This is a genomic window from Caulobacter sp. 602-2, assembly GCF_011043625.1.
Lineage (GTDB): Bacteria > Pseudomonadota > Alphaproteobacteria > Caulobacterales > Caulobacteraceae > Caulobacter.
Window position 1 is genome coordinate 91,282 of sequence record NZ_JAAKGT010000004.1, and the last position, 17,992, is coordinate 109,273.

The 17,992-nt window shown below is 68.9% G+C and carries 18 protein-coding genes; 8 read left to right on the forward strand and 10 right to left on the reverse strand.

Annotated features, from left to right (window positions below):
- Window positions 1–176 precede the first annotated feature (176 nt).
- Window positions 177–521, reverse strand: a complete 345-nt coding sequence (locus tag G5B46_RS10585; RefSeq protein ID WP_165258525.1) for a DUF5076 domain-containing protein — start codon at window positions 519–521, stop codon at window positions 177–179.
- Window positions 522–548: 27 nt separating this feature from the next.
- Window positions 549–1,124: a hypothetical protein gene (locus G5B46_RS10590; RefSeq protein ID WP_165258527.1), complete on the reverse strand. Its 576-nt coding sequence runs from the start codon at window positions 1,122–1,124 to the stop codon at window positions 549–551.
- Between the two features lie 187 nt (window positions 1,125–1,311).
- Between G5B46_RS10590 and coaBC the strand changes: the two genes are divergently transcribed.
- Genes coaBC through G5B46_RS10605 form a run of 3 tightly spaced genes read left to right on the forward strand, consistent with a single transcriptional unit; the run spans window position 1,312 to window position 3,467 of the window.
- Window positions 1,312–2,511 carry a bifunctional phosphopantothenoylcysteine decarboxylase/phosphopantothenate--cysteine ligase CoaBC gene (gene coaBC, locus G5B46_RS10595; protein ID WP_165258944.1) on the forward strand — a complete coding sequence of 400 codons (1,200 nt, stop codon included), beginning with the start codon at window positions 1,312–1,314 and terminating at the stop codon, window positions 2,509–2,511.
- Entirely contained in the window at window positions 2,512–2,973 is a 462-nt protein-coding gene (dut, locus tag G5B46_RS10600) for a dUTP diphosphatase (RefSeq protein WP_165258529.1), read from the forward strand.
- 44 nt (window positions 2,974–3,017) lie between these two features.
- Complete coding sequence (locus tag G5B46_RS10605) at window positions 3,018–3,467, forward strand: hypothetical protein (protein WP_165258531.1); 450 nt, start codon at window positions 3,018–3,020, stop codon at window positions 3,465–3,467.
- A gap of 10 nt (window positions 3,468–3,477) precedes the next feature.
- On the opposite strand, the gene G5B46_RS24390 is transcribed toward G5B46_RS10605, so the two are convergent.
- Window positions 3,478–3,588 carry a hypothetical protein gene (locus G5B46_RS24390; RefSeq protein WP_240903433.1) on the reverse strand — a complete coding sequence of 37 codons (111 nt, stop codon included), beginning with the start codon at window positions 3,586–3,588 and terminating at the stop codon, window positions 3,478–3,480.
- Between the two features lie 381 nt (window positions 3,589–3,969).
- Between G5B46_RS24390 and G5B46_RS10610 the strand changes: the two genes are divergently transcribed.
- Window positions 3,970–5,766, forward strand: a complete 1,797-nt coding sequence (locus tag G5B46_RS10610) for a methyl-accepting chemotaxis protein (protein ID WP_165258533.1) — start codon at window positions 3,970–3,972, stop codon at window positions 5,764–5,766.
- Between the two features lie 218 nt (window positions 5,767–5,984).
- Here G5B46_RS10610 and G5B46_RS10615 read toward each other — a convergent pair whose 3' ends face one another.
- Window positions 5,985–8,111, reverse strand: a complete 2,127-nt coding sequence (locus G5B46_RS10615; protein WP_165258535.1) for a M3 family metallopeptidase — start codon at window positions 8,109–8,111, stop codon at window positions 5,985–5,987.
- Between the two features lie 133 nt (window positions 8,112–8,244).
- Here G5B46_RS10615 and G5B46_RS10620 point away from each other — a divergent pair, with 133 nt between their 5' ends.
- The 3 genes from G5B46_RS10620 (at window position 8,245) to G5B46_RS10630 (ending at window position 10,330) form a co-directional block, all read left to right on the forward strand.
- Window positions 8,245–9,096, forward strand: a complete 852-nt coding sequence (locus G5B46_RS10620; protein WP_165258537.1) for an aspartate/glutamate racemase family protein — start codon at window positions 8,245–8,247, stop codon at window positions 9,094–9,096.
- A 117-nt stretch (window positions 9,097–9,213) separates the two neighbouring features.
- Complete coding sequence (locus G5B46_RS10625; protein WP_205691631.1) at window positions 9,214–9,600, forward strand: type II toxin-antitoxin system PemK/MazF family toxin; 387 nt, start codon at window positions 9,214–9,216, stop codon at window positions 9,598–9,600.
- Window positions 9,601–9,796: 196 nt separating this feature from the next.
- Entirely contained in the window at window positions 9,797–10,330 is a 534-nt protein-coding gene (locus G5B46_RS10630) for an SRPBCC family protein (protein WP_165258541.1), read from the forward strand.
- Window positions 10,331–10,334: 4 nt separating this feature from the next.
- Here the strand turns inward: G5B46_RS10630 and G5B46_RS10635 are convergent, their stop codons facing one another.
- The 4 genes from G5B46_RS10635 to G5B46_RS10650 form a co-directional block, all read right to left on the reverse strand.
- Window positions 10,335–10,703 carry a hypothetical protein gene (locus G5B46_RS10635; RefSeq protein WP_165258543.1) on the reverse strand — a complete coding sequence of 123 codons (369 nt, stop codon included), beginning with the start codon at window positions 10,701–10,703 and terminating at the stop codon, window positions 10,335–10,337.
- 55 nt (window positions 10,704–10,758) lie between these two features.
- Window positions 10,759–11,844 carry a GNAT family N-acetyltransferase gene (locus G5B46_RS10640; RefSeq protein WP_165258545.1) on the reverse strand — a complete coding sequence of 362 codons (1,086 nt, stop codon included), beginning with the start codon at window positions 11,842–11,844 and terminating at the stop codon, window positions 10,759–10,761.
- Window positions 11,845–11,938: 94 nt separating this feature from the next.
- Window positions 11,939–14,089: a prolyl oligopeptidase family serine peptidase gene (locus G5B46_RS10645; RefSeq protein ID WP_165258547.1), complete on the reverse strand. Its 2,151-nt coding sequence runs from the start codon at window positions 14,087–14,089 to the stop codon at window positions 11,939–11,941.
- Entirely contained in the window at window positions 14,090–16,246 is a 2,157-nt protein-coding gene (locus G5B46_RS10650) for a prolyl oligopeptidase family serine peptidase (protein ID WP_165258549.1), read from the reverse strand. It abuts the gene before it with no gap.
- A gap of 112 nt (window positions 16,247–16,358) precedes the next feature.
- Between G5B46_RS10650 and G5B46_RS10655 the strand changes: the two genes are divergently transcribed.
- The gene (locus G5B46_RS10655) at window positions 16,359–16,736 is read left to right on the forward strand and encodes a hypothetical protein (protein ID WP_165258551.1); all 378 of its coding nucleotides are present in this window, start codon (window positions 16,359–16,361) and stop codon (window positions 16,734–16,736) included.
- A 3-nt stretch (window positions 16,737–16,739) separates the two neighbouring features.
- Here the strand turns inward: G5B46_RS10655 and G5B46_RS10660 are convergent, their stop codons facing one another.
- Window positions 16,740–17,516 (reverse strand): potassium channel family protein, encoded by a 777-nt coding sequence (locus G5B46_RS10660; RefSeq protein WP_205691611.1) that lies wholly within the window; start codon window positions 17,514–17,516, stop codon window positions 16,740–16,742.
- The gene (locus tag G5B46_RS10665; RefSeq protein WP_165258555.1) at window positions 17,513–17,965 is read right to left on the reverse strand and encodes a hypothetical protein; all 453 of its coding nucleotides are present in this window, start codon (window positions 17,963–17,965) and stop codon (window positions 17,513–17,515) included. Before G5B46_RS10665 ends, G5B46_RS10660 begins: the two co-directional genes overlap by 4 nt.
- Window positions 17,966–17,992: the final 27 nt, after the last annotated feature.

A 17,992-nucleotide genomic window follows, 5' to 3' on the forward strand; every position in this document is an offset into this window, starting at 1 on the left:
TTCACATCACCCCGGGCGCGCGCGGGCGCCGTGTCAGGCGTCCGGACACGGCGGGACCTCGTCCCGCCCGCACCCGGCCATCCGGCCACCGGCACGGCCGAACCTTCGCCCTTAGCCGCGGATCACGCCCGCGACTGTGACACGGCGCACGCGAGCCCGCGACGCCCCTTGCTGCGTCAGTGCGCCTTGGCCTGGCCGGCGTCGGGCTCGTCCTCGCGCGATCGCGCCAGGCCGCCCTCGAGCGGCGAGCTGGGACTGGCCAGCTCGTCGCGCATCGCCTCCAGCAGCACATCGACGACCTCGACCGGATCGCGGTGATAATAGTCCGACAGCCCGCGTCCCAGATGACGCAGCAGGTCGGCCAGCATCATGCCCCAGGCCCGGGCCTCGTCGATCGGCGTCTCGTCATAGGCCCCGATGCGCAAAGCGCAGTGCAGGCCATGTTCGGCCACCCAGATCCGCGCCAGTTCCGTCGCCGTCGGATCACGCACGGCCGCGTCCGGGATCGGCTGTTCCTTCATGCCTTCGCCCCCCTCTCGCCAGTCCGGTCAGCCGGCGCCGTCCTGCCCGCGCCGTTCGGACGCGGCCGTGCGGCGGGCCGCGCCCTCTTTCTGGCGACGCCAGTAGTCGGCGCCGTCGTCGGGCTTGAACATGGTGCGCGGCGCCCCGGCCCGGGTGACCACGGCGAAGACGTTGCCGGCCGGATCATAGATCAGGGTGTCGCCGTTCGACCGCGTCAGGGTCTGGGCGCCGGCCGGGGGCTTGGCCACGAAGGCGTGCGTCTTGCGCACATAGTCGTCGACGTCGCGGGCGCCGAAGGCCTCGCCGAACCGTTCGAAGCCGCGCCGGGCGTTCTCCTCGGCGCCGCGGGTGCGGTTGGCGGCCCACATCGGCCGGCCGGCGATCAGCCGCACCGGCGCGTCGCGCGGATCGGCCGCCTGCCGCGCCGCCGCCGAGGCCTCGGCGACCTCGGTCGAAACCGGCGCGCCGCCGCCGCTGTTTGCGCCCTGGCTCGACACGACGTCGCCGCCCCTGGGCGCCTTCACCGCCGAAGCCCCGCCGTCACAGCCCGCCAGCAGCAAGGCCGGCACAGCCAGAAGTCCGAAACGCCACGCTCCCGTCATGATCGCCTCACCCCGTTATTTACTACCTTAACGATTAGTGAACGAAAAAAGAACGCGAGTCGAGTCCCGCTGTTAAGCTTTCGCGCCCCGTTCGCCCGCCCGCCGCGCGCGCCGGATTGCCTGCGGGCGCGAGGCGCTCTATGCGCGGAGGGGAACCGACGGACGAGAGGCCTTCAAGGTGAACGACATCCCGGGCGGCAAGCGCGTGCTCCTGATCGTCGGCGGCGGCGTGGCGGCCTACAAGGCCCTGGAGCTGACCCGCCTGCTGCGCAAGGCCGGGATCGGCGTGCGGCCGATCCTGACCAAGGCCGGCGCGCAGTTCGTCACCCCCCTGTCGCTGGCGGCGCTGTCGGAGGACAAGGTCTATGACGACCTGTTCTCGCTCACCGACGAGGCCGAGATGGGGCACATCCAGCTGTCGCGCTCGGCCGACCTGGTGGTGGTGGCGCCGGCCACCGCCGACCTGATCGCCAAGGCCGCCAGCGGCCTGGCCGGTGACCTGGCCTCGACCACACTGCTGGCCACCGACAAGCCCGTGCTGATGGCGCCGGCCATGAACGTGCGCATGTGGCTGCACCCGGCCACCCGGCGCAACGTGGCGACCCTGAAGGCCGACGGCGTGTCGTTCGTCGGCCCCGACGAGGGGGCCATGGCCTGCGGCGAGTTCGGCCCCGGCCGCCTGGCCGAGCCGCCGGAGATCTTCGCCGCCATCCTCGCCATGCTCGCCGGCCCCGCGGCGCGCCCCCTGGTCGGCAAGCACGCCCTGGTCACGGCCGGCCCGACGTTCGAGGCGATCGACCCGGTGCGCGGGATCACCAACCGCTCCAGCGGCCGCCAGGGCTATGCGATCGCCGAGGCGCTGGCCCGGCTCGGCGCGCGCGTCACCCTGGTCAGCGGCCCCGTCGCCCTGCCCACCCCGCCAGGCGTGACCCGCGTCGACGTCGAGAGCGCCCGCCAGATGCTGGCCGCCTGCGAGGCCGCCCTGCCGGCCGAGGTCGGCGTGTTCGTGGCCGCCGTCGCCGACTGGCGGGTCGACGAGGTGTTCGGCTCGAAGCTGAAGAAGGACAAGGGCGGCCCGCCGGCCCTGACCTTCGTCGAGAACCCCGACATCCTGGCCACCCTGGCCGCCTCCGGCCCCGATCGGCCCAAGCTGGTGGTCGGCTTCGCGGCCGAGACTGACGACGTCGAGGCCCACGCCCGCGCCAAGCTGGCGCGCAAGGGCTGCGACTGGATCATCGCCAACGACGTCACCGAGCCGGGCGTCATGGGCGGAACCGAGAACGCGGTCCTGCTGATCGCCAAGGACCACACCGAACGCTGGGAGCGCGCGTCCAAGGACGCCGTCGCCCAGGCCATCGCCCAACGCATCGCGGAAGCTCTGACCTAAATGACCACCACGCCCCACATCCCCGTCGTCCAGCTCGCCCACGCCCACGGCCTGCCGCTGCCCGCCTACGAGACGGTCGGCGCCGCCGGCATGGACCTGCGCGCCGCCGTCGAGGAGGACGCGCCCCTGACCCTGAAGCCGGGCGCCAGGTTCATGGTGCCGACGGGTCTCGCCTTCGCCGTGCCGCAGGGCTTCGAGGCCCAGGTGCGGCCGCGCTCGGGCCTGGCGGCCAAGGCGGGCATCACCTGCCTGAACTCGCCCGGCACCATCGACAGCGACTATCGCGGCGAGGTGAAGGTGATCCTGGCCAACCTCGGCGCCGAGGACTTCGTCATCCGTCGCGGCGACCGCATCGCCCAACTGGTGATCGCGCCGGTCGTGCAGGCGGCCTGGAGCCTGGTGGCCAGCCTCGACGAGACCGACCGCGGCGCGGGCGGCTTCGGCTCGACCGGCGGCCGCTGAGGCCGAGACGGACCCGGCCCATGCTGTTCGCAAAGCCGTCAGCCATGGACCGGGCCCGCTTCGACGCGGCGCTCGCCGTGCTGGCCGCGAACGTCGACGACGCGCCCCTCCAGGTCCCGGGACTGCTCGAGCTGGGCTTCACCGAGGGCGAGGCCTGGCGGTTCGCCGTCTTCGCGCCTGTCGGTCTGGCCCAGGCCCTGCTCGAAACCCTGGGCGTGAAGACGTTCGCCGACTTCGCATCCGTCAGGACGGTGGAGGGCGTCACGGCCAAGGCCAGGCTCAGAAAGCAGCCGGAGTATGTGCAGGCGCTGTCGCTCGGGCGCGCCCACATGAAGACGGGCTGCCTGGACCGAACGCACTACAAATCTGTCGTCGAGGCGACGTCCGAGGTCGCCGCCGCCGACAAGGCCCTCAATGCGGGCATGGATATCAGGGGCGCGGCGATGGCCGTGGTGCTGATGACCTCCGAGGTCATCCCTCACGTTCGACGCTGACCGGTTCGCCCTAGCGCGCGCCCAGGCCCATCAGCAGATAGCCGCCGAAGCCGGCCGTGAAGGCGGCGGCGGCCAGCCACAGCATGGGGCGGATCAAGGGCAGGGGACGGGGGGCTTCCATCGGGGGCGTCCTTGCTCGGCCGAAAGCTCGGCCATGCTTGCAGTACGCGCGGCCCCGCCCCCCGGTTGCGGCCGTGCGTCGTTATTTGTCTCACGATTCCCGCAATACGGGTATAGGACGAAATCTCCCTGAAACGGCGATTTCGTCCAATCTGTAGTTCGAAGTACTCAGTACACGGATGATTATCCGAAACCTTCGATGTCGAGTCGATCCATGCGTCGAGATGACGCAGTCGGCCTGACTCTCCTTGCAATGCAATGATTTCGACCACGCCAAGCATCGACAAATGTCTCCCGATCGGGACCTTCGATGCTCATGAATAATATCCATTAATCGAATTCGTCGAAACTCTTCCCAATTCTATCCTGGGAAGCTCTCTAGATGCTCAGCAACCTCAAGGTGGCGCACAAGCTGGTGGTCGCCTTCGCCGTCCTGGTCGCCGCCGTGGCCGGCGCCGGCGCCCTGGCCTGGAACGGGCTGTCGTCGATCCAGCGCGTCACCGCCCTGAACGCCGAGAGCTACGCCTATCGCGCCACCGTCGAGAAGGCCTCGGCCGAGCTGGTTGAGCAGCAGAACGCCGCGCGCGGCTTCGTGGCCAGCCTCGATCCGTCGTTCGTCAAGAAGTACGAGGACTTCCAGGCCAAATACGACGAGGCGCACGCGATCCTGACCGACGGCGCCGAGCACGAAGACCAGAAGGCGCGCCTTGCCCAGCTGGACCAGGCCGTGGGCGTGTTCCGCACCGAGACCCGCGCCCAGATCGCCGCCGCCCAGGATCCGACCCAGCTGGACGCCGCCCGCCTCGACATCGGCAAGAGCGGCCGCCTGACCAATGTGCGCAAGGCGCTGAAGACCATCGACGAAGCCGAGAGCGCCGAACTGGCCGCCCGCATCAAGGCCCAGGACAAGGCGTTCACCGCCGCGACCCTGGCGCTGGCGCTCGGCGGCGCGGCCGCCGTGGCCATCGCCGTGCTGATGGGCTGGCTGCTGGCGCGCAGCATCGCCACGCCGGTCGACGCCATGACCACCGCCATGCGTCGCCTGGCCGGCGGCGACAACGCCGTGGCCGTGCCCGCCCTGGGCCGCCGCGACGAGATCGGCGCGATGGCGCAGGCCGTTTCGACCTTCAAGGACGCCGCCATCGAGAAGCTGCGCGTCGAGGGCGAGGCGGCCGCCCATCGCCGCCAGGCCGAGGCCGAGCGCGGCGCCAACGAGGCCGAACGCGCCGCCGCGACCCAGGAGCAGGCGGCCGTCGTCGCCCAGGTCGGGCAGGCCCTGGAGCGCCTGGCGGCCGGCGACCTGACCGCCCGGCTCGACCAGGCCTTCCCGCCCGCCTATCGCAAGCTGCAGAGCGACTTCAACGCCGCCATGGGCCAGCTGCAGGAGACCATGACGACGATCACCGGCGCGGTCGGCGGCATCCGCGCCGGCTCGGGCGAGATCAGCCACGCGGCCGACGACCTGTCGCGCCGCACCGAGCAGCAAGCCGCCAGCCTGGAAGAGACCGCCGCGGCGCTGGACGAGATCACCGCCACGGTCCGGCGCGCCGCCGAGGGCGCGGGCCACGCCCGCAAGTCCGTCGACGCCGCCCGCAAGGACGCCGAGGCCGGCGGCGAGGTGGTCGAGCGCGCCGTCGCGGCGATGACGCAGATCGAGGCTTCCTCGCGCGAGATCGGCAACATCATCGGGGTGATCGACGAGATCGCCTTCCAGACCAACCTCCTGGCCCTCAACGCCGGGGTCGAGGCCGCCCGCGCCGGGGATGCGGGCAAGGGCTTCGCCGTGGTCGCTTCGGAGGTGCGGGCCCTGGCTCAGCGCTCGGCCGAGGCGGCCAAGGAGATCAAGAGCCTGATCGGCGCCTCCGGCCAGCAGGTCGACGCAGGCGTGGCCCTGGTCGGCCAGACCGGCGAGGCCCTGCGCCGCATCACCGCCGGCGTGCAGGACATCAACCACACCGTCGCCGAGATCGCCGCCGGCGCCCAGGAACAGGCCACCGGCCTGGCCCAGGTCAATGTCGCGGTGAACCAGATGGACCAGGCCACCCAGCAGAACGCGGCCATGGTCGAGCAGTCGACCGCCGCCAGCCACTCGCTGTCCAACGAGGCGGCCGAACTGGCGCGCCTGGTCAGCCGGTTCAAGATCGGCTCGGGCGCCAGCGCGGCGCGGCGGGCGGCCTAAAGTCCCTCTCCCGGAGGGGAGAGGGAGGGGCCCAGGCGAAGCCTGGGAGGGTAAGGGGTTACGCCGCCAACCGGCGTGCCGGCTCGCCGTCTTCAGTCCCTAACCCCTCATCCGGCGCTTCGCGCCACCTTCTCCCTCCAGGGAGAAGGAAGCAGAAAAACGCCCCGCCTGGCTTTCACCGGGCGGGGCGTTCTTCATTCAGACGCTCAGGACGGCGATCAGGCGCCCGGGGGCACCGGGAAGCCGCGGTCGCGCATCAGGGCGCCGATCTTCACGTCGCGGCCGCGGAAGGCGCGAAACTGCTCGGCCGGGTCGACCGAGTTGCCGCGCGACATGATGGTCTTGATCAGGCGCTGGCCGGTGGGCTTGTCGTAGAAGCCGCCCGGAGCCTCCTGGAAGGCCTCGGCAACGTCGGCGGTCAGGGTGTCGGCCCACAGGTAGCTGTAGTAGCCGGCCGAGTAGCCGTCGCCCGAGAACACGTGACCGAACTGCGGCGTGCGGTGCCGCATGACGATCTCCTTGGGCATCTTCAGCTTGGCCAGTTCGTCGCGCTCGAAGGCGTCCGGATCGATGTCCACGTCGCCGGCCAGGTGCAGCTTCATGTCGATCAGGGCGCTGGCCAGGTACTCGGTGGTGTCGAAGCCCTGGTTGAAGGTCGAGGCCTTCTTGATCTTGTCCACCAGGGCCTGCGGGATCGGCTTGCCGGTCTGGTAGTGGACGCAGAACTTGTTCAGCACCTCCGGCGTCGACAGCCAGTGCTCGTTCAGCTGGCTGGGGAACTCGACATAGTCGCGGGCGACGTTGGTGCCCGAGACGGTCGGATAGGTGGTGTCTGCGTTCAGGCCGTGGATGGCGTGGCCGAACTCGTGGAACAGGGTGTTGGCGTCATCCCACGAGATCAGCACCGGCTCGCCGGGCTTGCCCTGGATGAAGTTGGAGTTGTTGGAGACGATCGTGGCGATCGGCTTCTTGAAGCGCTCCTGGTTGCGGTAGGCGTTCATCCAGGCGCCCGAGCGCTTGCCCTGGCGGGCATAGGGGTCGAAGTACCACAGGCCCACGTGCTTGCCGCCGCGCAGCACCTCGTAGACGGTCATGGTCGGGTGGTAGACCGGGACGCCCTCGACCTTCTTGAACTCGAAGCCGTAGACTTGGCCGGCGGCCCAGAACATGCCCTCGCGCAGCTTCTCCAGCTGCATGTACGGCTTCACCTCGTTCATATCGAGGTCGTATTTCGCCTTGCGGACCTTCTCGGCGTAGAAGCGGTAGTCCCACGGCTCGATCTTGAAGCCGCCGTTCTCGGCGTCGACGATGGCCTGCATCTCGGCCACGTCCTTGGCCACCTGCTCGATGGCCGGGGTCCAGACCGCTTCCATCAGGGCCATGGCCTTGTCGGGCGTCTTGGCCATGGCGTTCTCGAGACGCCAGTGGGCGTGGGTCTGGTAGCCCAGCAGCTTGGCGCGCTCGACGCGCAGCTTCAGGATCTTCGAGATGATGGCGTTGTTGTCGGTCGCGCCGCCGTTGTCGCCGCGGTTGACGAAGGCCTTCCAGACCTTCTCGCGGGTGGCGCGCACCGGCGAGTTGGTGAGGTAGGGGTCAACGCTGGAACGCGTGTTGACGATGATGTGCTTGCCCGGGAGCTTGCGCTGCTCGGCGCTGGAGGCGGCCGCGCCCTTGATCGAGTCCGGCAGGCCGACCAGGTCGGCGTCGGTCAGCTCGATATAGGTCTCCTCGTCGGCCAGCAGGTTCTGGCTGAACTTGGTGAAGTAGCCGGCCAGCTCGGTGTTGATGGCCGCGACCCGGGCCTTGGCCTTCGGGTCCAGCTTGGCGCCGGCGCGCACGAAGTTGGTGTAGTAGATCCAGGTGACGCGCTGCTGCTCGGGCGTCAGCTTGGCCTTTTCGGGGCTGTTGTAGACGGCCTCGATGCGGGCGAAGAGCGCGGCGTTCTGGGTGATCTTGTCGCCGAACTCGGCGAACTTGGCGTCCAGCTCGGGCTCGATGGCCTGGAATTCCGGCGAGCTCAGGTTCGAGCCCCAGATGCCGTAATAGCAGACCACGTCGTTCAACGTGCGGCCGCTGTCTTCCAGGGCGGCGATGGTGTTCTCGAAGGTCGGCGCGGCCTTGTTGGCGGTGATCGCGTCGATCTCGGCCTGGTTCTTGGCCATGGCCGCTTCGACGGCCGGCTTCAGGTCGGCGATCTTCATCTTGTCGAAGGCGGGAACGCCGCCGTACGGACCGGTCCACGTGGCGAGCAAGGGGTTGGTCTCCGCGGCGAAGGAAAGGCCGGGCGCGGCGGCGCTCGCGGCGGCGGCCGCGGCGGTCGTGAGAAGGAAGGTGCGACGTTGCACGGAAGGCTCTCCGTTGAGTGTGGCCGGACCCTAGGCCAAGGTCGCGCCCCCGTCACATGACAGGACCGTAACCTTTCGCCGAAGCCGCCCCGGCGCATGGACGACGCGCGCGACCGGGTCTAATGCTCGCTGCATGACCATCGGCGTCTTCGACTCCGGCGTGGGGGGGCTGAGCGTCCACCGCGCCCTCGTGCAGCGTCTGCCCCAGGCGGACTTCGTCTATCTGGCCGACCAGGCCAACGCCCCCTATGGCGGGCGTCCCGGCGAGGAGATCGTCGACCTTACGCGGGCCGGCTGCGAGCGCCTGTTCGAGGCCGGCGCCAGCCTGGTCGTCCTGGCCTGCAACACCGCCTCGGCCATCGCCCTTCGCCGGCTGCAGCAGACCTGGCTGCCGGGCTATCGCAAGCAGCTGGGCCGGCCGATCAACATCCTGGGCATCATCGTGCCGACCATCGAGGCGGCCACCGGCCTGCCCTGGGAGCACGAGGCCGAGCGCCGCGGCGACAAGGTCGAGCAGCTGGACGTGCTGGGCGTGTTCTCCACGCAAGGCACGACCAATTCGCGCGTCTACGAGATCGAGATCGACAAGCGAAAGCAGGACCTGGCGGTGTTCTCGCAAGCGTGTCCGGACCTGGTGCCGATGATCGAGGCCGACGCCGGCGTGGTCGAACTGGCCAAGGCCGTCGAGGGCTACGTCCAGGCGCTGAAGACCCGCATCGGCCGCTATCCCGACCGCGCCGTGCTGGGCTGCACCCACTACGAGATCATCGCCGACATCTTCCGCGCCGCCCTGCCGGCCGGCACGCCGGTGATCCACCAGCCCCAGTCCACCGCCGACTCCCTGGAGCGCTACCTGGAGCGCCATCCCGAGTACGACCCGGGAACCGGCGGCGGCCGCGTGTTCCTGACCACCGGCCAGCCCGGCCCGCAGAACGGCCTCGTCCAGAGCTTCTGGGGCGGCCCGCTGGTGTTCGAGAAGGCGTAGGGCTGACGGCGGTCGCCACTTGATTACACCCTTGGGTTGCCGTCAAATCCGCCGACGGACGACCGCAAGGGAGTTGGCGTGGCGATAAGGGAGCACCCCGATACCGGAACCGTGCTGATGTGCGACTTCGGTGGCGGCTTTCGCGTACCGGAGATGGTCAAGCGGCGGCCTGTCATAGTCATCAGTCCTAGGATCCGGGGTCGACCCGGCCTCTGCACGATCGTCCCGCTGAGCACCACAGCTCCAACGCCCGCCATGGACTATCACTGTCGGATCGACCTCGACCCACCCCTGCCCGACAGGTGGGTAAGCCTGGGTCTATGGGTCAAAGCGGACATGATCTGCTCTGTATCGCTGGACCGCCTGGACTTCATTCGAACTGGAAAACACGAAGACGGGCGCAGAAAGTACTATTTTCACAAACTTTCCAGACAGACGATTTCAGGAATTAGGGGCTGTGTTCTGGCTGGCCTAGGCCTGTCTCACTTGACAAAGCACCTCTAGAATTCTACATATGTTCTCGTTAGCGGCCCTGGTCTGACCATCCGCGTCTAAGACCCTTTTCGGAGGGCCGTCGTGGAGCGTGGCGATATCAAGCCATTTCACGGCGTAGATTCAGCCCCGCCTCGTGCGGGGTTTTTTCTTGTCTCCGATCCAACAGCGGCGCTTCATCGCGGAACATCGTTCCTGGAGACGCGCCATGAAGCTCGCCGCCCCTGTCCTGGCCCTCGCCGCGCTGCTGGCCGCCGGCGCCGCGAACGCCGAGGTGCTCGACGCCCAGCCGAACGGCTTTGCGACCAAGCGCTCGGTTGTCGTCGCCAAGCCCGCCGCCGAGGTGTGGGCGGCGCTGGTGCAGCCGGCCAAGTGGTGGAGCAGCGAGCACACCTGGTCGGGCTCGGCCGCCAACCTGTCGCTGGGCGCGGCATCGGGGGCGTGCTTCTGCGAGAAGATGCCGAACGGCGGCTCGGTGCTGCACATGACCACCGTCAACGCCCAGCCCGGCAAGCAGCTGACCCTGTTCGGGGGCCTTGGCCCCCTGCAGCTGTCGGGCGCGACCGGCCACATGATCTGGGCCCTGGCCGAGAAGGACGGCCAGACCACGGTGACCTGGAGCTACGACGCCGGCGGCTACATGCGCGGCGGCCTCGACAAGATCGCCCCGATCGTCGACCAGGTGCTGGGCCAGCAGCAGGACCGGCTGAAGGCCTATCTGGAGACCGGCAAGGCCGGGTAGGGCCTCAGCGCGCCGCCGGCTCGACCACGACCCAGCCTTCGGCCTGGGGCTGGCTCGGCGAAACATGCGCCGCCCGCTCGAAGGTCCGAGTCCTCGGCGTCCATTCGTCTGGCGCGATCCTCCGTGCCGTCTGGTAGGTGCATCGGAAGCGGCCCGCCTCGGCGGGGCTGCAGCGAAGGTCGCGAACACGGGTGCGGGCCGCGCGGGCCATGCCCGCGCTGTCGCCGACCCCGACGGCCTGGATGTCCTCGATCGCGGTGATGCCGGTCTCGATGCGGGCGACCGCCCAGGCGCTGGGCGGGGCGTCGCCCGAGGAGACGCCGGAAGCGCAGCCGCCTGCGCACAGCACCGTCAGCAGAAGCAGCCGCCGCATGGCTTTCCTCCCGTTCCCGCCGGCAGCCTAGCCGGTGGGGAAGGCCAGGTCAGCCTCAGTGCAGCCCGCGCAGCAGGTCGATGCGGCGCATGGCCTTGCCCGGCAGGGCCGACATCCGGCCCAGCGGCAGGGCCTCGGCGACCTGGCGCACGCCCCAGGCGGCCGAGCGCACGAAGGTGGCCGGCGAGGGCGCGCCGTAGAAGCCGAACACCACGGTCTGGCGGGCGTTGGAAAGCTCGCGCTTGAAGCGGTAGTCCCCGGTGCCCAGATCCAGCCGGTGGTAGGACCCGGCGTTCATGCCCTTCAGGATGTCCTGGAACAGCAGCAGACCGGGCGAATAGCGCTCGAACTTGGCGTTGTGGGCGATCAGCCAGCCGTGGATCGTGTGCTTGCCGCGCAGGTGCAGGTGCACCGCCGCCAGTTCGTCGCCCAGGTGCAGGGTGTAGAGGCCGCCCCCGAAATCGCCGTCGCGGCGCTCGAACAGGTCGGTGACCAGCCTGGTCACCCAGTCAGTCTTGAACAGGTCGGTCTGGCCGGTGGCCAGCAGCTGCTCGCGCTTCCAGGCGATCAGCTGGTCGAAGTCGGCGCGGCTGTCCGACATCGGGGTGTAGCGGCAGGGCCCGACCTCGCGCTCGGCCTTGCGGCGCTTCTTGTCGATGTCCTTGAGGACGCCCACCCCGGCCGTCTTGCGGTCGGCGGCGTAGGCCTCGTAACCGGCCGAGACGTCGACGATCCAGGAGTCCGCCTGGCCGCGGCCGTGGCGGGCCAGGGTCTCGTCGTCGGCCAGCATGTGGCAGAAGTCCAGCCGCTGGGCCTTGAGGGCCGCCAGCAGATGGCGCGGATCGACGGCCACATCGGGCGCGGAGACCAGGGCCTGGTAGTCGCACATCGGCGCGCCGGCCGGCATGGCCACGCCCGCCTTGATGCGCGCGGGCAGGAAGGCCAGGGCCTGGCCGCCCTCGTCGCGGATGACGGCGACCTTCACGCGTTCGCCCTTGTCGCCCTGGGCGACGGCGACCGCCTTGGCCCATTCCGGCGACAGGAAAGGCGAATCCAGGCGCGGCTGCAGCGTCTGCAGCGAGGTCCAGCGGGCGCTGTCCTCCGGCGTTAGCTGCAGGGCCTCGACAACGTCGATCTTCACGGGCGCCCCCCGAGCGCTGATCACGGACCTCCAGAAAGGCCGAGCGTGATCATGGCGCCCAGAGATTGCAGTCCGGTTTACGGACCTTGCGTAATCAGTCCATCAGTTTGCGGGTCAGATACGTGTACTCGAGCGACACCCGGCGGGCGGTCTCGGCGAGGTTGGCGCTGGCGGCATGACCGCCGTCGACGTTCTCGTAGTACAGCACCGGGTAGCCCAGCGCTTCCAGCCTGGCGGCCGCCTTGCGGGCGTGGGCCGGGTGGACGCGGTCGTCCTTGGTCGAGGTCTCGATGAACACCTCGGGATACTTCTGGCCGGCCTTGAGGTTCTGGTAGGGCGAGTACTTCTCGATCACCGCCAGGTCGGACGGGATCTGCGGATCGCCGTACTCGCCCATCCACGACGAGCCCGCGCCGATCTGGCTGTAGCGGACCATGTCGAACAGCGGCACCTGGATGACGATGGCGTTGTAGAGCTCCGGACGCTGGGTCAGGGCCACGCCCATCAGCAGGCCGCCGTTCGACCCGCCCATGATCCCCAGCCGGCGCGGCGAGGTGATCTTCCGGGCGATCAGGTCTTCGGACACCGCGAAGAAGTCGTCATAGACCCGCTGGCGGTTGGCCTTCAGGCCCTGCTCGTGCCAGCTGGGACCAAACTCGCCGCCGCCGCGGATGTTGGCCACCACATAGGCGCCGCCGCGCTCCAGCCACAGCTTGCCCATGGTCGGCGAATAGCCCGGCGTCATCGACGCCTGGAAGCCGCCGTAGGCGTAAAGCAGGGTCGGGGTCGAGCCGTCGTACTTGGTGTTCTTCGGGCGGACCAGGAAGTACGGGATCTTGGTCCCGTCCTTCGACGTGGCCTCGAACTGCTCGACCACGTGGGTCGAGGCGTCGAACTTGGCGGGCGCGGCCTTGACCTGGTCGAGCTTGCCGGTGGCCGCGTCGGCCAGCCAATAGGTCGTGGGGGTCAGATAGCCGGTCACGCTGACGAACAGGCGGTCATCCTTGTCCGAGGCCGAGCCCAGGCCGACCGTCGAGTTGGCCGGCAGGTCGAGCTTGGTGCGCGACCAGGCCCCGCCCTTGACGTCATACGCATAGGCCGCGCCCTTGACGTTCTCGAACAGCGCCACGACCAGGCGGTCGCGGGTTGCGGTGACGCCCTGCACCGACTCCCGGGCCGTCGGCCGCAGGATCAGGGTCGCCTTGGCCTTCGTAGCGTCGGCCTTCAGCGCGGCCAGGTCGAAGGCGGCCAGGTCGCCGGTCTTCAGGCCCTGCTGGTCCCAGTCCTGCTCGACGCTGAACACCAGCTGGCCCTTGACCAGGGCCTGGATCGACGACTTCAGCGGGAAGGGCAGCTTCACCGTCGTCTCGCCGACCACCAGGTGGGTCTCGGCGTTGAAGGTGTCGAGCGGGCGCAGCACGAACACCGCGCGCACCACGCCGTCATGGTCGCGCAGGGCGTAGGGCGAGACGCCGTAGCCGCCGTCGTCCTTGGCGCCGCGATAGACTTCCTTGGCGGTCGACAGGGGCTGACCGCGTTTGACCAGCTTGACCACGTAGGGATAGCCGGACGTCGTCACCTCGCCCGGCGTCCAGTCGGTGGCGACGATCAGGGTGTCCTTGTCGATCCAGTCGAACCGGTGCTTGCCCTCGGGCAGCTCGAAGCCGCCGGCGACGAAGGTCTTGGTCTTGGTGTCGTACTCGCGCACGACCACGGCGTCCTTGCCGCCGTTCGACAGCGAGACCAGGCAATACCGGCTTTCCGGGGCTAGGCAGTCGGCGCCCTTCCAGACCCAGTTCTTGCCCTCGGCCTTGGCCAGGGCGTCCAGGTCGAGGATCGTCGACCAGGCCGGCTCGGCGGTGCGGTAGCTGGCGAGGGTGGTGGTGCGCCAGACACCGCGCACGTGGTCGGCGTCCTGCCAGTAGTTCCGCAGGTCGTCCTCGGCGACGAACGAGACGCCGGGAATGCGGTCCTTGGCGTTGACGATGGTCAGGGCCGCGTCGTGCAGGCCGGCGTAGCGCGCGTCGCCCTGCAGGACGGGCAGGGTGCGGTCGTTCTGAGCCTTGGCCCAGTCGAGCGCGCGCTGGCCCTCGATCTCCTCCATCCAGATGTAGGGATCGTCCTTGCCGAGCTCGGCCAGCGGGGTGCGGGCCGCGGCGGCGGCGGGCGCGGTGTCGGGAGCGGCGTGGGCTGAAACGGTCATGAGGCTCGTGGCGGCGAAAAGGGCCAGGGTGAGCTTACGCATCTAGTGATCCATCAGCTGGCGCGACAGGTAGGTGTAGTGCAGCGCCCAGCGCTTGGCGTTGGCCGCCGGGTCGGCGCCGTTGGCGTGACCCCCGTCGGTGTTCTCGTAGTACATGTAGGGCTGGCCCAGATCGGCCAGGCGAGCCGAGAACTTGCGGGCGTGGCCCGGGTGCACCCGGTCGTCCTTGGTCGAGGTGGTGATGTAGGCCAGCGGGTATTTCACCCCGACCTTGAGGTTCTGGTAGGGGCTGTACGCCGCGATCCAGGCTCGTTCGGCCGGTATGGCCGGATCGCCGTACTCGCCGATCCACGAGGCCCCGGCCGGCAGCTGGGTGTAGCGGATCATGTCCAGCAGCGGGCTTTCCACCACCACGGCGTTCCAGAGGTCGGGCCGCTGGGTCAAGGCCACGCCCATCAGCAGGCCGCCGTTCGAGCGGCCGTAGGCGCCCAGGTGACGCGGGCTGGAGACCTTGGTCGAGATCAGGTTCTCGGCGACGGCGAAATAGTCGTCATAGGCCCGCTGGCGATTGGCCTTCAGCGCCGCCTCGTGCCAGGCCGGGCCGAACTCGCCGCCGCCGCGGATGTTGGCCACCGCGTAGCTGCCGCCGCGCTCCAGCCACAGCTTGCCGATCAGCGGGTCATAGACCGGCAGCTTGGAGATCTGGAAGCCGCCGTAGGCGTGCAGCAGGGTGGGGGCCGAGCCGTCGAGCTTCGCGCCCTTCTGGCTGACCAGGAAGTAGGGGATCTTCGTGCCGTCTTTGCTGACGGCTTCCTTCTGCTCGACCACCAGCTTGGAGGCGTCGAAGCGGGCCGGCAGGGTCTTGACCGTCACCGCGCCGGCCTTGGTGGCGTCGGCCAGCTTCAGCTGCGTCGGGGTGATGAAGCCCTCGACCGTGTAGAAGACCTCGTCGCCGCTGTCGGCCGTGGCGACGATCGAGACGGCGGCGTTGTCCAGGCCCGGCAGGCCCTGGCTGCGCCAGCCGAACTCGCCGTGGTCGCTGAAGCTGCGGATGCCGCCTTTGACGTTGTCGTAGATCACCGCGACCACGCGGTTGTCGGTCACCGCCACCTGGTCGATCGACTGGCGCGCGCCCGGCGCGAAGATCGTGCAGGGGTCGCAGTCGTTGCTGACCACGATGTCGCCGGTGGGCGAGGCGGGCTTGGGCAGCAGGGCCTTGGGGCTGACCGAGACCAGGGCTCCGGCCGGGAAGTTGCGGCCCAGCGACGGCAGCTTCTCGTAGTTCCAGGCTTCCTCGACCGTCAGGATCAGGTCGCCGTCGACCATGCCGCGGATCGACGAGCGCTCGGGGATCGGCAGCAGGGTGGCCTTGCCGGCGTCGTCGAGCAGGAAGGTCTTGGTGTGGAAGAAGTCGGTGGCGCGCTCGATCAGCACCACGCGATTGCCCTTGGCGTCGCGCAGAACGTGCGGACGGGCGCTGACGTCGGCCTTCTCGCCGCGGAACACCTCGACGGCCTGTTCCAGCGACTGGCCGCGCTTGAGGGTCTTGATGACCATGCCGTAGCCGCTGTCGGTGGTGGTGCCCGCGCCCCAGTCGCGGGTCAGGATCAGCGTGTCGGCGTCCAGCCAGTCGATGGTCTGCTTGCTCTCGGGCAGGAAGAAGCCGTCCTTGACGAAGCTCTTGGTCGTCAGGTCGAACTCGCGCACCTCGACGGCGTCCTTGCCGCCGTTCGACAGGTTCACCAGGCACCGGTCATGGGTCTTGGGCCGGCAGTCGGCGCCCTTCCAGATCCAGTTCTTGCCTTCCGCCTTGGCCAGGGCGTCCAGGTCGATGACCGTCTCCCACTTCGGGTCGGCCGAGCGGTAGCTCTCCAGGCTGGTGCGCCGCCAGACGCCGCGCACGTGCTCGGCGTCCTGCCAGAAGTTGAACACGCTGGTCCCGACGAAGGTCGGGGCGGCGATGCGGTCCTTGGCGGCCAGCACCTTGAGCGCCGCGTCGTGCAGGCCCTGGTAGCGCTTGTCGCCCGTGAGGACGGGCAGGGTCTTGGCGTTCTCGGCCTTGACCCAGTCCAGCGACGAGGGCGTCTCGACGCCTTCCAGCGCCAGGTGGGGATCGGCGGCCTCCTGGGCGCGGACGGGGCCGGCGGCGAGGAGGGCGAGCGCTAGGGCGGCGGGCGAAACGGAACGGAGCGTCAGCATGGCGGGGGACGTTAATGCCATTCCCGCCGCTGGCTAGGCCATTTTTGACCTCGGCGGAGTCCGCCTTGCACGCACTTCCGGCCTGTGGCCGTATGAGCGGGGGAAACCACACATGCGAAAGCTGACGATCGCCGCGGGATTGGCGCTGCTGGTTGCGGCCTGTGCGTCTTCGGAGACGGCGCGGGTCACGCCCCTGCCCGCCCAACCAACCGAGGCCGAGGTGCGAGACTACGTCGCCGCCCATTGGGAGGGCGACTACGACGCCTGGGTTCCAAAATCGATGAAACAAGAGAAGGCCAAGAACGTGCTGGTCTCGGTCTCCAAGCTGTACTGCCGACCCTACTATGCGGTCTGGTACTGCGATTTCGAGATCGCCGGACGGTTCGACGACGGAGTGGCGTACACCCGCGTCGCCACCAGCCAGTTCGAGCGCAAGGCCGACGGGAGCCTGCAGAAAACCCTGTTGTTCGTCGAACCTCGACGGCGCTGACGCCTAAGCTCCGTCATCCGGAATGCACAGCATCTTGCCGCAGGCCTTGCAGTGCACCGCGTCGGGATCGTGCTTGCGCAGGCCGCAGTCGGGACAGGGATAGGTCACCTTGTGCGGCCGCAGGATCGACTGGATCAGGCCGATGAACAGCGACACCCCGCCGATCATCACCGCCATCGACAGAAGCTTGCCCCACATCCCCGGCAAGGTGACGTCGCCATAGCCCGTCGTCGTCAGGCTGGTGACGGTGAAATAGAGGGCGTCCACATAGCCCGCGATGCCGTCGTGGCGGCCCGCGAAGCTGGAATAGACGAAGCCCGTCACCACGAAGACGAAGGTCAGCAGCGACGAGGCGGCCTTGGTGATGTCCTCGATCCGGGTGTCGTCATAGCGCCGCGCCACGGTGCGCCAGAAGAACTCGCTGCGCACCAGGGTCCATAGCCGCAGCACCCGCAGGAAGCCGAAATTGAACAGCCAGGCGGGAAACAGCATGGTGGCCAGCACGAAGAGGTCGACCCAGACGATCGGCTTCCTCAGCCAGCTCCTGATGTCGCCGTGGGCGATGGCGCGGGCGATCAGGTCGGCGGCCAGGAAGGTCGCGACCCCATAGTCGAGCAGGTAGAAGGTCACCCCGTGGTGCTGCATCAACGGCGCGGCGATGAAGAAGCCGATGATCAGCAGATCGATCAGGATAACCGCATAGCGGAACCGCACGGCCGCGGGCGAGGCGCCGTGATAGAGCGCCCTAAGCCGGGCGCGCAGGCGCAGGTCTTCGGTCAAGCAAACCACCTCTTGCGATGGGCGGGGCGAACGTCTTCCGCCGGAGGGCCGATCGTCACGCGAACCTCGGCCGCTTCGGCCGCGATCCGCACCACGCCTTCCAGCGCCTCGATCTGCCACTTGAACGCCAGGTGATCGCCGTCGCCCGCCCGGCCACGATCCAGGATCGGGCCATAGTCCCGATCATCCGGGGCCAGAAAGCCGATCTCCTCGATACAGAGGTTCGAAAGGTCGGCCGGCAGGTCGGTCTCGAACAGGCTCGCTCCCTCGAAGACGACGTCGAAGGCCATCGGCCGACCAGAAATGCGGTACTGGTTGGCGGCGAAGCGCAGGACGAGCCGCTGGCCTTCGGCTTCGGCGGCCGTCAGCGCGTAGGCGTTGTGGACGTCCAGGCAGCCGAACGCGCCGGTGAACTCCACCCCTTGCGTGATCTCGAAATTACACCTCAAGCCCGTCCCTCCGGCCGATCGCCGCAT